Here is a 14405-nt window from a genome sequence, read left to right as displayed (position 1 = left end):
TTCCTGCCGCCGCTTGCTGTCCGGCACGGGCTTTCCGTTTCCGGTCCAGTACGGCGCCTGCCAGACCACCGTCGTCCCGCCCGCCGTCCGGGCCGACGCCGGGTCCGTGCCGGCTGTCGCCGCCCAGCGACTCCGCGCGCCGCTTGCGTTCCTGAGCCGCTGCGGCGGCCGCCTTCGGGGACGCCGACCCCGTCGTCGGCGTCCAGGCTCCCCCGCCAGGCCCTAAGGCGCCCCCACCAGGCCTTGAGGTTCTCCCAACAGCGACTCCGCCGCCGCCTCCCGCTCCGCCATCCCCCGCAACGGTCCCGCCACGGCGGCCAGCTCCGCGTACGGCCCGCGCTGCACCACCCGGCCCTCGTCGAGCACGATTACCTCGTCCACGGCCTCCAGGCCTGCCAGCCGGTGGGTGATGAGCACCGTCGTACGGCCCTCGGTGGCGGCCAGCAGATCCGCGGTGAGCGCGTCCGCCGTGGGCAGGTCGAGATGCTCGGCGGGCTCGTCCAGGACGAGGACCGGAAAGTCCGCCAGCAGCGCCCGGGCGAGCGCCAGCCGCTGCCGCTGCCCGCCGGACAACCGAGCCCCGTGCTCGCCGACGAGGGTGTCCAGCCCGTCGGGCAGCCCGTCCACCCAGGCCAGCAGCCGGGCCCGGCCCAGCGCGTCCCGCAGGTCCTTCTCGGTGGCGTCCTTACGGGCGAGCAGCAGGTTCTCCCGTACGGAACTGTCGAAGAGGTGGGCGTCCTGGGCGCACAGCCCGACGAGCCGGCGCACGTCGTCGCTGTCCATGCCGTACGCGTCCACGCCGGCGAGCGTGTAGGAGCCCGCGTCCGGGTCGAGGAACCGCAGCAGGACCTGGGCGAGGGTCGTCTTGCCCGAGCCGGAGGGACCGACCACGGCGACTCGGCGCCCCTCGTGGAGGGTGAGGTCGAGCCCGGTGATCGCGTCCCGACGCTGGCCCTCGTGGCGGGCGGACAGGCCCTTCAGCACGACGGGGAAGGGCGTGACGGGCGCCTGGCGCGGCCGCTCGGGTTCCCTCACCGGCTCGGGCGCGTCCAGCACTTCGTAGATGCGTTCGGCGCTCTTGCGCACCCGCTGCCGGTGCCGCACGGCGAGCGGCAGCCCCAGTACGGCCTCGAAGGCGGCCAGTGGAGTGAGTACGACGACCGCCATCGCCACCCCGTTCAGCCGGCCGTCGGCGACCCCCTGGGCGCCCAGCAGCGCCGTGGCTGCGACGGTCAGGCCCGTCAGCAGAGCGGTCAGTCCGTCACCGAGCGCGGTGGCGGTGGCGGCCCGCGAGGCGATCCGGGTGAGCGTGCCGTCGGCCCGCCGGGCCTCGTCGCTACGGGCGGGCAGCGCGCCTGCGACGGTCAGCTCGGCGGTGCCGGTGAGCAGGTCGGTCACCCGGGTCGCGAGCAAGCCGCGGGCGGGCGCCAGCCGCTGCTCGGCGTGCCGGGCCACGGCGGAGGTCACCAGCGGAACACCGACACCGGCGGCCAACAGCCCGACGGCCAGGGCGGCCCCCGCCTCGGGCAACAGCCAGGCCGTGAACCCCACGGCCCCGGCGGACACGGCCACCGCGACGCCGGCGGGCAGCAGCCACCGCAGCCAGTAGTCCTGCATGGTGTCCACGTCGGCGACCAGCCGGCTGAGCAGATCCCCGCGCCTGGTCGCCCGGAGCCCGGCAGGTGCGAGCCGCTCAAGCCGCCGATACACGGCGACCCGGGTGTCGGCCAGCATCCGCAGCACGGCGTCGTGCGACACAAGCCGCTCGCTGTACCGGAACACGGCCCGACCGATCCCGAAGGCCCGCGTGGCCGTCACGGCGACCATCAGATACAGCACCGGCGGCTGCTGCGAGGCCCGCGAGATCAGCCACCCGGAGGTCGCCATCAGCCCGACGGCGCTGCCGAGCGCGAGAGCCCCGAGCAGGAGAGCCAGCAACAATCGTCCTCGCCGGGCCCCAGAGGCCGCCCGAACCCGAGCCAGAACACGCTGGCGACGCACGGCCGCAGACTCCACAGGGCCACGTGCAGACAGACCGGGCTGCTCCACCGAGCCACTCCCCGACCGACCGAGCTCCTCGCTCACCTCTTGACCAAGTCGGGTGATGGGTGGGTGAAGGCGCTGGGAATCCAGGGGGCGGAGCCCACTGGGGGCCTCGCTGCCGGAGAGCCTCACCACCCGGTCCGCCGCCGAGAGCAACGCCGGCCGGTGCACCACCAGCAACACCGTCCGCCCCGCGGCAAGCCGCCGTACCGCCGCCACGACCTCCGCCTCGGTCGCCCCGTCCAGCGCAGCCGTCGGCTCATCGAGCAACAGCACAGGCCGGTCAGCCAGGAAGGCCCGCGCCAGCGCCAGACGCTGCCGCTGCCCGGCGGACAGTCCGGCCCCGTCCTCGCCGAGCACGGTCCCGGCGCCCTCCGGCAACGCGTCCACGAACTCCAGCGCCCCCGCGTCCCCCAACGCCCGTCGTACCGCGTCGTCGTCCGCGGCGGGACGCGCGAGCCGTACGTTCTCGGCGATCGTTCCGGCGTACAGATGCGGCCGCTGCGGCACCCACGCGATCCGCGACCGCCACGCCTCCAGATCCACCTCACCCAGCTCGGCTCCCCCGATCAGCAGCCGGCCCGCCACCGGCTGCACGAACCCCAGCAGCACGTTCAGCAGCGTCGACTTGCCCACTCCACTCGGGCCGACCAGCGCGACGGTCTCGCCGGGTTCCACGGTGAACGACACATCGGTCACCGCGTCCGCCGAACGACCCGGATAGCGGACAGTCACTCCCTCGAAGGCCAGAGAAGCCTCAGAAGGGACGTGCCCCGTCCCGGACAGCGGCACCGGCGTCTCCAGCACCGCGAAGATCTCCTCCGCCGCCGCGAGCCCCTCCGCCGCCGCGTGGAACTGGGCACCCACCTGCCGCAGCGGGAGGTATGCCTCGGGCGCCAGCACCAGGATGACCAGCCCGATGTAGAGGTCCATGTCGCCGTGTACCAGCCGCATACCGATGGTCACGGCGACCAGCGCCACCGACAGCGTGGCGAGCAGTTCCAGTGCGAAGGAGGAGAGGAAGGCGATCCGCAGGGTGCGCATGGTCGCCTGCCGGTACTCACCGGTGATCCGGCGGATGGACTCGGCCTGCGCCTTGGCCCGCCCGAACACCTTCAGCGTGGGTAGCCCGGCGACCACATCCAGGAAGTGGCCGGACAGCCGGGACAGCAGCCGCCACTGACGCTCCGTACGGGACTGCGTGGCCCAGCCGATCAACACCATGAAGAGCGGGATGAGGGGCAGGGTCCCGACGATGATCGCCGCGGAGACCCAGTCCTCGGTGACGATCCGGGCCAGCACCGCGACCGGTACGACCACCGCGAGCCCCAACTGGGGCAGGTAGCGGGAGAAGTAGTCGTCGAGGGCGTCGACTCCGCGCGTGGCGAGGGTGACCAGCGCCCCGGTCCGCTGACCGCTCAGCCAGCCGGGACCGAGTGCTACAGCACGGCCGAGAAGCCGCCCCCGCAGTTCCGACTTGACCGCCGCGCTCGCCCGGTGCGCGGCCAGCTCGGTCAGCCAGGAGACCAGCGCCCTGCCGATGGCGACGGCCACCAACAGCAGCAGGGGAGTGCGGAGTTCGGATACCGAGTCGCCGTGCTGGAAGGCGCCGACCACCACTTCGGCGATGAGCATCGCCTGGGCGATGACCAGCCCGGCGCCGAGGGCACCCAGACCGACCACCGCCACCAGGAAGAGGCGGGTGGCACGGGCGTAGCGGAGGAGACGTGGGTCGATTGGTTTCACGTGAAACATGCCCCTTCGGTCCCAAGAGGGTGTTTCACGTGAAACACCCTCTCTTCGGACTCAGTGCGCGGCTTCGGCTGCGATGTGCTGCGTACCGATCCGCTTGCGGAACACCCAGTACGTCCACCCCTGGTAGAGCATGACGATCGGCGTGGCGATCGCCGCGAGCCACGTCATGATCTTCAGGGTGTACGGGCTCGACGAGGCGTTGGTGACCGTGAGGTTCCAGTCCGCGTTGAGCGACGACGGCATGACGTTCGGGAAGAGCGACAGGAAGAGCATCGCCACGGTGGCCACGATGGTGATGCCGGACAGAGCGAACGCCCATCCCTCACGGCCCCGCAAGTTGGCACCGAGGGCGGCGACCAGCGCGACGACCGCCACGACCAGGGCCACCAGACTCTTGCCGTCACCGCTGTCGACCTGGGTCCACAGCAGGAAGACCAGCGCCAGCGCGGCGACGAGCAGACCGGCCTTGCTCGCCAGCTTCCGCGCCCGTACCCGGATGTCACCGACGGTCTTGAGCGCGGTGAACACCGCCCCGTGGAAGGTGAACAGGGTCAGCGTCACCAGTCCGCCGAGCAGGGCGTACGGGTTGAGCAGGTCCCAGACGTTGCCGACGTAGTTGAAGTTCTGGTCGATCTTCACGCCCCGCACGATGTTCCCGAAGGCCACGCCCCACAGGAACGCCGGGATGAGCGAGGTCCAGAAGATCGCGGTCTCCCAGTTGCGCTGCCAGTTCTCCTCGGGCCGCTTCGCCCGGTACTCGAAGGCGACACCCCGGATGATCAGGCAGACCAGGATGACCAGCAGGGGCAGGTAGAAGCCGGAGAAGAGCGTGGCGTACCACTCGGGGAAGGCGGCGAAGGTCGCGCCGCCCGCGGTGAGCAGCCACACCTCGTTGCCGTCCCAGACCGGGCCGATCGTGTTGATCAGCACCCGCTTCTCCATCCGGTCGCGGGCGAGCAGCTTGGTGAGGATGCCGACCCCGAAGTCGAAGCCCTCCAGGAAGAAGTAGCCGGTCCACAGGACGGCGATCAGGACGAACCAGACGTCGTGAAGTTCCATGACTGCGTCTCCCTCGACCTAGTACGAGAAGGCCATCGGCTTGTCGGCGTCACGGGCCTCGCCGCCGATCTTCGTGGGCGGGTTGAGGTCGTCCTCGGTGAGCTCGGGCGGCCCGGCCTTGATGTACTTCACGAGCAGCTTGACCTCGATGACGGCGAGGACGGCGTAGAGCGCGGTGAAGGTGATCATCGAGATGAGGATCTCGGCCTGGGAGACACCGGGGGAGACGGCGTGACGGGTCTGCAGGACGCCGTAGACGACCCACGGCTGCCGGCCCATCTCGGTGAAGATCCAGCCCCAGGAGCTGGCTATCAGCGGGAAGCCCAGCGTCCAGATCGCCACCAGCCAGTACAGCCTGCCGAGCTTCGGGCTCAGGGCCTTGTTCTTGAAGAGGACCAGATGCGGCACCTCGTCCTCGCCGACCCGCAGATGCTGCGGCAGCATGAACTTCTTGCGGGTCAGCCAGAGTCCGACCAGGCCGATGGCGAAGGACGCCATGCCGAAGCCGATCATCCAGCGGAACGCCCAGAAGGTGACGGGGATGATCGGGCGGTAGTCGCCCGGACCGTATTTCTGCTGCTCGGCCTTGTTGGTGTCGTTGATGCCGGGGACGTACGAGTTGAAGTCGTCGTCGGCGAGGAACGACAGGATGCCGGGGACCGACAGCTCGACGCTGTTGTGGCCCTTGCTCACGTCGCCGTAGGCGAAGACCGAGAACGGTGCCGAGTTCTGGCCGTCCCACAGGGCCTCGGCGGCGGCCATCTTCATCGGCTGCTGCTTGAACATGACCTTGCCGAGGGTGTCACCGCTGATCGCGGTGAGCAGGCCGGCGATGACGACGGTGACCAGGCCCAGCCGCAGCGAGGTCTTCATCACGATGATGTGCTTCCTGCGGAACAGGTGGAAGGCGGCGATGCCGACCATGAAGGCGCCGCCGGTCAGGAAGGACGCGGTCAGCGTGTGGAAGGCCTGGGCCAGTGCGGTGTTCTGGGTCAGGACGGCCCAGAAGTCCGTCAGCTCGGCGCGTCCCTTCGCCTTGTCGATCTTGTAGCCGACGGGATGCTGCATCCAGGAGTTGGCCGCGAGGATGAAGTAGGCGGACAGGATCGTGCCGATGGAGACCATCCAGATACAGGCCAGATGGATCTTCTTGGGCAGCTTGTCCCAACCGAAGATCCACAGTCCTATGAAGGTGGACTCGAAGAAGAACGCGATCAGCGCCTCGAAGGCGAGCGGGGCGCCGAAGATGTCACCGACGAACCGCGAGTAGTCCGACCAGTTCATGCCGAACTGGAACTCCTGCACGATGCCGGTGACGACGCCCATCGCGATGTTGATCAGGAAGAGCTTGCCCCAGAACTTGGTCGCCCTGAGGTACTTCTCCTTCTCCGTGCGCACCCAGGCGGTCTGCAGACCGGCCGTGAGGGCGGCCAGCGAGATCGTCAGCGGGACGAACAGGAAGTGGTAGACGGTGGTGATGCCGAACTGCCAACGCGCCAATGTCTCCGGCGCCAGGGCCAGGTCCACGTCGTCAGTCTCCTTACGTCGCCGTGATGAAGCGGCAGTTTGCCCCCTTTGTCGCGTACATCACGGACCAAACGGGGGGCGCTTGTGAATGCATTCACATTCACAAGCCATTATGACGCACCGATTTTCGACGTAGGCAGGGGGGTCCTGTCTTCTCCGTCACGTCGCCCACGGCCCTCGGTTTCACGTGAAACCCATACGACAACGGGGCCGCCTCAACGGCGACCCCGTACCCGTGGAACTGGCCGACTGCTGGAGCTCCTTGCGGCTAGAGCTCCTTACGGAAGTTCTCCGCCGCCTTCAGGAAGATGTCGTTGGCCTCGGTCTCCCCGACCGTCACCCGGACGCCCTCGCCCGGGAACGGCCGGATGACCGCGCCGTGCTCCTCGCAGAGCTGCGCGAAGGCCGTCGTACGCTCCCCCAGCCGCAGCCACACGAAGTTGGCCTGGGTCTCGGGCACCGTCCAGCCCTGAGCGCGGAGCGACCCGACCACGCGCTGCCGCTCGCACACCAGCGAGCCGACCCGGCCAAGCAGCTCGTCCTCCGCCCGCAGCGAGGCGATCGCCGCCTCCTGGGCGAGCTGGCTCACGCCGAACGGCACCGCCGTCTTGCGCAGCGCCGCCGCCACCGGCTCATGGGCGATCGCGAAGCCGACGCGCAGTCCGGCGAGGCCGTACGCCTTGGAGAAGGTCCGCAGGACACAGACGTTCGGCCGTTCCCGGTAGATCTCGACGCCGTCGGGCACCTCGGGGTCGCGGATGAACTCCCGGTAGGCCTCGTCAAGGACCACCAGCACATCACCCGGCACACGGTCCAGGAACCGCTCCAGCTCGGCCCGCTTCACGACCGTGCCCGTCGGGTTGTTGGGGTTGCAGACGAAGATCAGCCGGGTGCGGTCGGTGATAGCGTCGGCCATCGCGTCCAGGTCGTGCACATCGCCGGGCGTGAGCGGCACCTGGACCGGGCGGGCACCGCTGATCTGCGTGATGATCGGGTACGCCTCGAAGGACCGCCAGGCGTAGATCACCTCGTCGCCGGCGCCGCTGGTGGCCTGGACCAGCTGCTGGGCCACGCCGACCGAGCCGGTGCCGGTGGCCAGATGGCCGAGCGGGACGCCGAAGCGGTCCGACAGCTCGTTCATCAGCCCCGTGCACGCCATGTCCGGGTAGCGGTTGAAGGCGGCAGCGGCCGTGGTCACGGACTCCATCACGCCGGGCAGCGGAGGGTACGGGTTCTCGTTGGAGGAGAGCTTGTAGGCGACGGGGCCGTCGGCCGCGGCAGGCTTGCCCGGCTTGTAGGTGGGGATACCCTCCAGCTCGGCGCGCAGCTTGGGGCTCGTCTCGCTCACCGCAGTCCTCCTCGCGACCACCGGCGGACCGTCCGCGCCGCCGGCATCCAATACTGCTCACCTTATGAGGATTCGGCCCCGCTGCGTACAGCGGCGGAGCGAGCAAGCAGCCGAGGATCTGACCTCATCCGTCCCACCGGCATCACGGGCATCACCGCACGAAGGCGCATTTTTCGGGGGCGCGCCCTACATATATCTACGCGCCGGTGGCTCGCGCCGTGGCGCGCATCACCCGTGAAGGTGAGTTGAGACCTCTTCGAGACATCGGGCAGTCGGCAGGCCCATGCGTGCCGACAAGTCACGTCTCACCATTGGATCGTTCAACTGACTTTGTTTCTAATGTAGTTGACCCAATTTGACCTTGCAGAAACGTGCCTGTCAACGCGTGCATATGCGTCCGCACTACCCCACCGCATGAGCCCTACTATCGGCTCGCCATGACAGCAGCAGGGAAGCACCAGGTGAGCCGCGCGGAAACCTCTCGGCGAGGCAGCCGGCCGGGCCGGGCGGGCATCAGAGACGTGGCCGCCGCCGCCGGAGTCTCCATCACGACCGTATCCGACGCCCTGAACGGCAAGGGCCGGCTCCCGGATGCCACCCGGCGCCACGTTCGCGAGGTAGCCGACCGGCTGGGGTACCGCCCCTCGGCCGCCGCCCGCACCCTCCGTACCGGCAAGTCGGGACTGATCGGCCTGACCGTGACGACGTACGGGGATGAACCTTTCACCTTCACCGAGTTCGCGTACTTCGCCGAGATGGCACGGGCCGCCACCTCGGCAGCGCTCGCCCGCGGCTACGCCCTGGTGATCCTGCCCGCGACCTCGCGCCACGACGTGTGGTCGAACGTCGCCCTGGACGGCACGGTCGTCATCGACCCCTCCGATCAGGACCCGGTGGTCAGTGAGCTGGTCCGGCAGGGGCTGCCGGTGGTCTCCGACGGCCGCCCGGCCGGCTCGCTCCCGGTCACCGCCTGGGTGGACAACGACCACGAAGCCGCCGTCCTCGGCATCCTCGACCATCTCGCCGACGCGGGCGCCCGCCGGATCGGCCTGCTCACCGGCACCACGACGGACACGTACACCCATCTGTCCACCACCGCCTACCTGCGATGGTGCGAACGCGTCGGCCAGGACCCGGTCTACGAGGCCTACCCGGCGCACGACCCTTGCGCGGGCGCCGTCGCCGCCGACCGGCTGCTGGCCCGCCCGGACCGCCCCGACGCCGTATACGGCCTCTTCGACCCCAACGGCACCGACCTGCTCGCCGCCGCCCGCCGCTACGGGCTGCGCGTCCCCGACGACCTGCTGCTGGTGTGCTGCAGTGAGTCGACCGTCTACGCCAACACCGAGCCGCCCATCACCACACTCTCCCTGAAGCCGCGCCGTATCGGCACGGCGGTGGTACAGCTCCTCATCGACGCGATCGAGGGGGTGGAGTCGGACCGGCCGGTCGAGCAGGTGATACCGACCGAACTGATCGTGCGTACCTCGTCCCAGCGACGCCCGCAGCGCACCACGGTCAGCCCGCCGCGGGCACCGGAGGAGGAGTAGCACGGACGGCCCGTACGCACACACGGCCACCCCATGTGAACGTATGGACGGCCCATACGCACACGGAGGCGGCCGACGCGCCTGCCCGGCGCCGTCGAAAGACAGCCGGCAGGTTGACGGCGGGTGGTCGAACCCCTGCCCAACCGGGGCGAAAGCCACGCTGAACTGGAGTCCTGCTCCGATTCACCACCCCTGGGTCATCACACGGCGCGACGGGCATTCCTATGATGGGGCCACGACACCGCGGGCCGCTGCGACCAGGCAGTCCGAAGCGGTGCAGATGCGGCGCGATGGTGGAGGGGTCTGATGACTCAGGGGGCCGGTCAGGGACCCGAGGCGGAACGGACAGCGACGTTGCGCGACTTCCGGGTGCCCGCGTACGTCAACGAGACCGGTCCGTACGTCCAGAGCACCCACCCCGGCGACCTCGCCCCGCCGCTCGACGAGCCGTACCCCGACGGATATCCCGAGGGGTACACGCCCACCCAGCGCGACCTGCCCGTCATCAACCGCGGCGACACGCTCCAGATGCCCGTCGACCCGGCCGCCGCCCCGGCCGCCCAGCTCGCGGCCGGTCCCGGCCCGCTCTACGTCGTCGGAGACGTGCACGGCTACTTCGACGAGCTGGTCGCCGCGCTCCGGGAGCAGGGGCTGATCGACGAGGACGGGCAGTGGTGTGCGGGCACCGCCCGGCTCTGGTTCCTGGGCGACTTCACCGACCGGGGTCCCGACGGCATCGGCGTCATCGACCTGGTGATGCGGCTGTCCGCCGAGGCGGCCGCGGCCGGCGGCTACTGCAAGGCCCTCATGGGCAACCACGAGCTGCTGCTGCTCGGCGCCAAGCGGTTCGGCGACACCCCCGTCAACTCCGGCGCGGGCACCGCCACCTTCCAGGCAGCCTGGCTGCTCAACGGCGGGCAGAAGACCGACATGGACCGGCTCCAGGACCACCACCTCCAGTGGATGGCCCGCCTCGACGCGATCGAGGAGGTCGACGGCTATCTGCTCGTCCACTCCGACACCACCGCCTACCTCGACTACGGCGACTCGATCGAGGCGGTCAACGACACGATCCGCGAGACGATCACCCGAAACGACGCGGACGAGGTCTGGGACCTGTTCCGTAAGTTCACCAAGCGCTTCTCCTTCCGCGACGAGGGGGGTGCAGACGCCGTCCGTTCCCTTCTCGATACGTACGGCGGCACCCGCATCGTTCACGGACACAGCCCGATTCCCTATCTGCTGGGGGAAGTCGGCTCCGAGGACGGTGAGGAGAACACCGGCCCCGTGGTGGAGGGACCGCACGTCTACGCGGACGGGCTCGCCATCGCCATGGACGGCGGAGTGACCATGGCCGGAAAGCTGCTGGTCAGGCAACTTCCGCTGGACGCCTGAGCGTTCGGCACGCTGTTCTGTCCCCCGATGTCACACGCGGGCCATCCCCAATTTCCGGCAACCCCCTGTCACCGCGTGCCTTAACGGCTCTACCATCGGTTTATCCGTAGCAGGCTCCCCTCCGTTTCTGCCCGACGGCTCGCCGGCGTGCGAGCCCCAAGCCCTACGGAGCATCGGGGGATGCACATGAACAGCGTTCCGCAGCACCTGCACAGCGAGGACCGCCAGGAATACGAGCGGATCCTCGATGAGGCGCTGCGCTCCGCCCCTCACCGTCCCGAACTGGCCGGTGTCGGCCAGCGTTTGAACACCGAACAGCTGCGCACCATGGCGCTCAACGCCACCGCACTGATAGCGGCGGCCGCGGCGACCGAGTACCAGCACTATGTGAAGGTCCGCGAGGAACTGCGCAATCCGGCGCGGTCCACCCCGGCCACCGTCCAGGAGTCCGACTCGGCAGAGTCGGCCACGGGCGGTGCGATGGGGCTCGCCACCACCCTCGGCGAGGCCGCCGAGACCACGGGCGCCGGCGGCTTCGCCGTCGCCCTGGTCCTGGCGCCCGTGCTCGCCGGTACCGCCGCCGCGATCTTCCTGCTCGTCGGCTACGTCCTGAAGATGCTGGACCCGGCCCCGGCGTTCGCCCAGACCATGCTCACCGCCGGCTGGGTCTTCGGCGTGGTGACCGCGGCCGCCATCCTCATGGCCGGCGCGGGGCTGCTTCTCACCGCACTGCGCAACAGCCCCTCACTGGAGGCCGGAGCCTACGGCGAACCCGGTGGGGAGGTGGCCAAGGCAAGGGATGCCTGGCGGGACGCCCTGCTGGAACGCGGCATCCTGCCCTTCCTGCGGGAAGCGCTGGCCACCGAACCCGGCACAGCCGGACTGCGCCGTACGACCCCGTCGGGCCCGGGCAACCGGATGCCGCGCCTCGGCTACGACCGCCCTGGTTTCAGCACCGACGACCGCACCGCACCGGCCCCCCGCCCGAGCTTCACCAGCCCGGACTACACCAGCCCGGACTTCGGAGGCCCGGAACACCAGCCGGAATAACCCGGCTTGCGCCCCCGCCCGGGGGCGCAAGCCGGACACCCGGTGTCTAAGAGACAGAGCCGGGGAGCCGGGCGGAGCGCTCGTCGAACTCCTCCCGTGCCGCCCGGACGGCGGCGCTGTTCGCCTGCGCCCCGTCGGTGATGGCCTTCACCTGTGTGGGGTTACGACTCCTCTGCCAGTGGCAGGTACACCCTGTTCCCGCTCGCCGCGAACTCCTTCGACTTCTGCAGCATCCCCTCCGCGACCTCCTCCGGAGACGCCCCCTCAGCCGCAGCACCACCGAACCGCTCTGTGATGCTTTGGCTAATCTTCATCGAGCAGAACTTCGGCCCGCACATCGAGCAGAAGTGGGCCGTCTTCGCCGGCTCGGCCGGAAGCGTCTCGTCGTGGAACTCGCGGGCCGTGTCCGGGTCGAGGGCGAGGTTGAACTGGTCCTCCCACCGGAACTCGAAGCGGGCGTCGGACAGCGCGTCGTCCCACTCCTGCGCGCCCGGGTGGCCCTTGGCGAGGTCGGCCGCATGGGCGGCGATCTTGTAGGTGATCACGCCGGTCTTGACGTCGTCCCGGTTGGGCAGGCCCAGGTGCTCCTTTGGGGTGACGTAGCACAGCATCGCCGTCCCCCACCAAGCGATCATCGCGGCGCCGATGCCGGAGGTGATGTGGTCGTACGCCGGTGCGACGTCCGTGGTCAGCGGGCCGAGCGTATAGAACGGAGCTTCATCGCAGATCTCCTGCTGAAGGTCGATGTTCTCCTTGATCTTGTGCATCGGGACATGGCCCGGGCCCTCGATCATCGTCTGTACATGGAAACGCTTGGCGATCCGGTTGAGTTCCCCGAGCGTGCGCAACTCCGCGAACTGAGCCTCGTCGTTGGCGTCCGCGATGGAGCCGGGGCGCAGGCCGTCACCCAGCGAGTACGTGACGTCGTAGGCGGCGAGGATCTCGCAGAGTTCCTCGAAGTTCTCGTACAGGAACGATTCCTTGTGGTGTGCGAGGCACCAGGCCGCCATGATCGAGCCGCCGCGCGAGACGATGCCGGTCTTGCGGTTGGCGGTGAGCGGCACGTACGGCAGGCGTACACCCGCGTGGACGGTCATGTAGTCCACACCCTGCTCGGCCTGTTCGATGACCGTGTCCTTGTAGATCTCCCAGGTCAGCTCCTCGGCCCTGCCGTCAACCTTCTCCAGGGCCTGGTAGAGCGGAACGGTGCCGATGGGGACGGGGGAGTTGCGCAGCACCCACTCGCGGGTGGTGTGGATGTTGCGCCCGGTGGACAGATCCATGACCGTGTCGGCGCCCCAGCGGGTAGCCCAGGTCATCTTCTCCACCTCCTCCTCGATGGAGGAGGTCACCGCGGAGTTGCCGATGTTGGCGTTGACCTTCACCAGGAACCGCTTGCCGATGATCATCGGCTCGATCTCCGGGTGGTTGACGTTGGCCGGTAGCACGGCCCGTCCCGCCGCGATCTCCTCACGGACGATCTCGGCAGAGACGTTTTCACGGATGGCCACGTACTCCATCTCCGGGGTGATCTCGCCCCTGAGGGCATACGCCAGCTGGGTGACCGCCTCACCGTCCCGGCTGCGGCGTGGCTGGCGCGGGCGGCCCGGGAAGACCGCGTCCAGGTTGCGCAGCCCGCCACGCGGCGAGGTGTGCTTGAGCCCGTCGTCCTCGGGACGGACGGGACGGCCCGCGTACTCGGCGGTGTCACCGCGGGCGATGATCCAGTTCTCCCGCAGTGGAGGCAGGCCCCTGCGGACGTCGGTCTCGACGGTCGGATCGGTGTACGGGCCGGAGGTGTCGTAGAGCGTGACCGACTGCCCATTGGTGAGATGCACCTGACGGACCGGCACCCGGAGGTCGGGGCGCGAGCCCTCGACATACCCCTTGTGCCAGCCGATGGACTTCCCGGCCTCCTGGGACGGTTCGCCCGCGATGGGCTGTTCGTCCTGACTGAAGGCAGGCGTGCGTGCGTCCTTGTTGGTCATTTGACCTACTCCCTACGCCGGCATTACCCGGTAACAGGTTCGGCGGTCGACGCAGCGGCTTCCGTTGGGCGGCGCTTCATGTGAAACATCACTCGTTCCACGTGAAACATCGCGAATACGGAGGTCAGCGCCCTCTCAGCCCGGTGCTCCGAGCTCCCGCGTGTGCAAAGGTGCCTCCACGCTAGCGTCAATTCGGGCGCGGTGAACAGAGGGCCCCTGCCCTTCTTGCGATGATCGGGCGGTGACCACGACACAGCAGCCCCCCTACCCGCCCCCCGAGCCGAGGCGCGGCAACAGCACCGCCCAGGGTGGCGGAACCGGCCACGGGGGCCATGGTGCCGGTGACGGACACGACCACGGACAGGGTCGGCACTACGACCAGAAGCCTGCCCACAGTCGCGACAACGGCCATGCCCACGGGCACCCGCCCGCTCAGGGACCCGGTCAGGGCGGCTCCGGTGCAGGCGGCGGGCACGGTCACTCGCACAGCCACAGCCACGGACCCGCCGCGCCGGTCTCCAAGCACCTGCGCAAGGTCATCGCGGCCATCCTCATCCCCTTCACCGCCGCCGTCATCGCCGGCCTCGTGATCCTGTGGCCCGGCGGCGCACCACCCCACGAACGCACCGGCGTCGGCTTCGACCGCCAGACCCAAGCCGCCACCGTCAGCAAAGTCGACTCCGTCAGCTG

General features: G+C 69.4%; 8 protein-coding genes and 1 pseudogene. 4 read left to right on the top strand and 5 right to left on the bottom strand.

The window, feature by feature from the left end:
• Positions 1–222: 222 nt before the first annotated feature.
• The 4 genes from cydD to hisC all read right to left on the bottom strand — a co-directional run bounded on the left by cydD (position 223) and on the right by hisC (position 7732).
• Positions 223–3789, bottom strand: coding sequence for a thiol reductant ABC exporter subunit CydD (gene cydD, locus ABTY98_RS21365; protein ID WP_502994299.1), 3567 nt, complete (start codon positions 3787–3789; stop codon positions 223–225).
• A gap of 60 nt (positions 3790–3849) precedes the next feature.
• A complete protein-coding gene (gene cydB / locus ABTY98_RS21360; protein WP_352222501.1) occupies positions 3850–4857 on the bottom strand; it encodes a cytochrome d ubiquinol oxidase subunit II in 1008 nt (335 codons plus the stop codon).
• Positions 4858–4875: 18 nt separating this feature from the next.
• Positions 4876–6384: a cytochrome ubiquinol oxidase subunit I gene (locus tag ABTY98_RS21355; protein ID WP_352222500.1), complete on the bottom strand. Its 1509-nt coding sequence runs from the start codon at positions 6382–6384 to the stop codon at positions 4876–4878.
• Positions 6385–6652: 268 nt separating this feature from the next.
• Positions 6653–7732, bottom strand: a complete 1080-nt coding sequence (hisC, locus tag ABTY98_RS21350; RefSeq protein WP_352222499.1) for a histidinol-phosphate transaminase — start codon at positions 7730–7732, stop codon at positions 6653–6655.
• Positions 7733–8169: 437 nt separating this feature from the next.
• Here hisC and ABTY98_RS21345 point away from each other — a divergent pair, with 437 nt between their 5' ends.
• The 3 genes from ABTY98_RS21345 to ABTY98_RS21335 all read left to right on the top strand — a co-directional run bounded on the left by ABTY98_RS21345 (position 8170) and on the right by ABTY98_RS21335 (position 11727).
• A complete protein-coding gene (locus ABTY98_RS21345) occupies positions 8170–9282 on the top strand; it encodes a LacI family DNA-binding transcriptional regulator (RefSeq protein ID WP_352222498.1) in 1113 nt (370 codons plus the stop codon).
• 306 nt (positions 9283–9588) lie between these two features.
• Positions 9589–10677, top strand: a complete 1089-nt coding sequence (locus ABTY98_RS21340; RefSeq protein ID WP_352222497.1) for a metallophosphoesterase family protein — start codon at positions 9589–9591, stop codon at positions 10675–10677.
• 180 nt (positions 10678–10857) lie between these two features.
• Entirely contained in the window at positions 10858–11727 is an 870-nt protein-coding gene (locus ABTY98_RS21335) for a hypothetical protein (protein ID WP_352222496.1), read from the top strand.
• Between the two features lie 161 nt (positions 11728–11888).
• Here ABTY98_RS21335 and thiC read toward each other — a convergent pair whose 3' ends face one another.
• A complete protein-coding gene (gene thiC / locus ABTY98_RS21330; protein WP_352222495.1) occupies positions 11889–13715 on the bottom strand; it encodes a phosphomethylpyrimidine synthase ThiC in 1827 nt (608 codons plus the stop codon).
• A gap of 241 nt (positions 13716–13956) precedes the next feature.
• On the opposite strand from thiC, the pseudogene ABTY98_RS21325 reads away from it, so the two are divergent.
• Positions 13957–14405: pseudogene (locus ABTY98_RS21325) on the top strand (YibE/F family protein); the annotation flags it as partial.

The organism is Streptomyces sp. NPDC096040 (assembly GCF_040303265.1).
Lineage (GTDB): Bacteria > Actinomycetota > Actinomycetes > Streptomycetales > Streptomycetaceae > Streptomyces.
The sequence above is the reverse complement of the archived record's forward strand: the minus strand, read 5'-3'. Positions and strand labels throughout refer to the sequence as shown.

Excerpts from the sequence above, each read along its gene's own strand:
- ABTY98_RS21340 (WP_352222497.1), top strand. The coding sequence starts at position 9,589 with ATGACTCAGGGGGCCGGTCAGGGACCCGAGGCGGAACGGACAGCGACG.
- ABTY98_RS21345 (WP_352222498.1), top strand. The coding sequence starts at position 8,170 with ATGACAGCAGCAGGGAAGCACCAGGTGAGCCGCGCGGAAACCTCTCGG.
- cydB (WP_352222501.1), bottom strand. The coding sequence starts at position 4,857 with ATGGAACTTCACGACGTCTGGTTCGTCCTGATCGCCGTCCTGTGGACC.
- ABTY98_RS21335 (WP_352222496.1), top strand. The coding sequence starts at position 10,858 with ATGCACATGAACAGCGTTCCGCAGCACCTGCACAGCGAGGACCGCCAG.
- thiC (WP_352222495.1), bottom strand. The coding sequence starts at position 13,715 with ATGACCAACAAGGACGCACGCACGCCTGCCTTCAGTCAGGACGAACAG.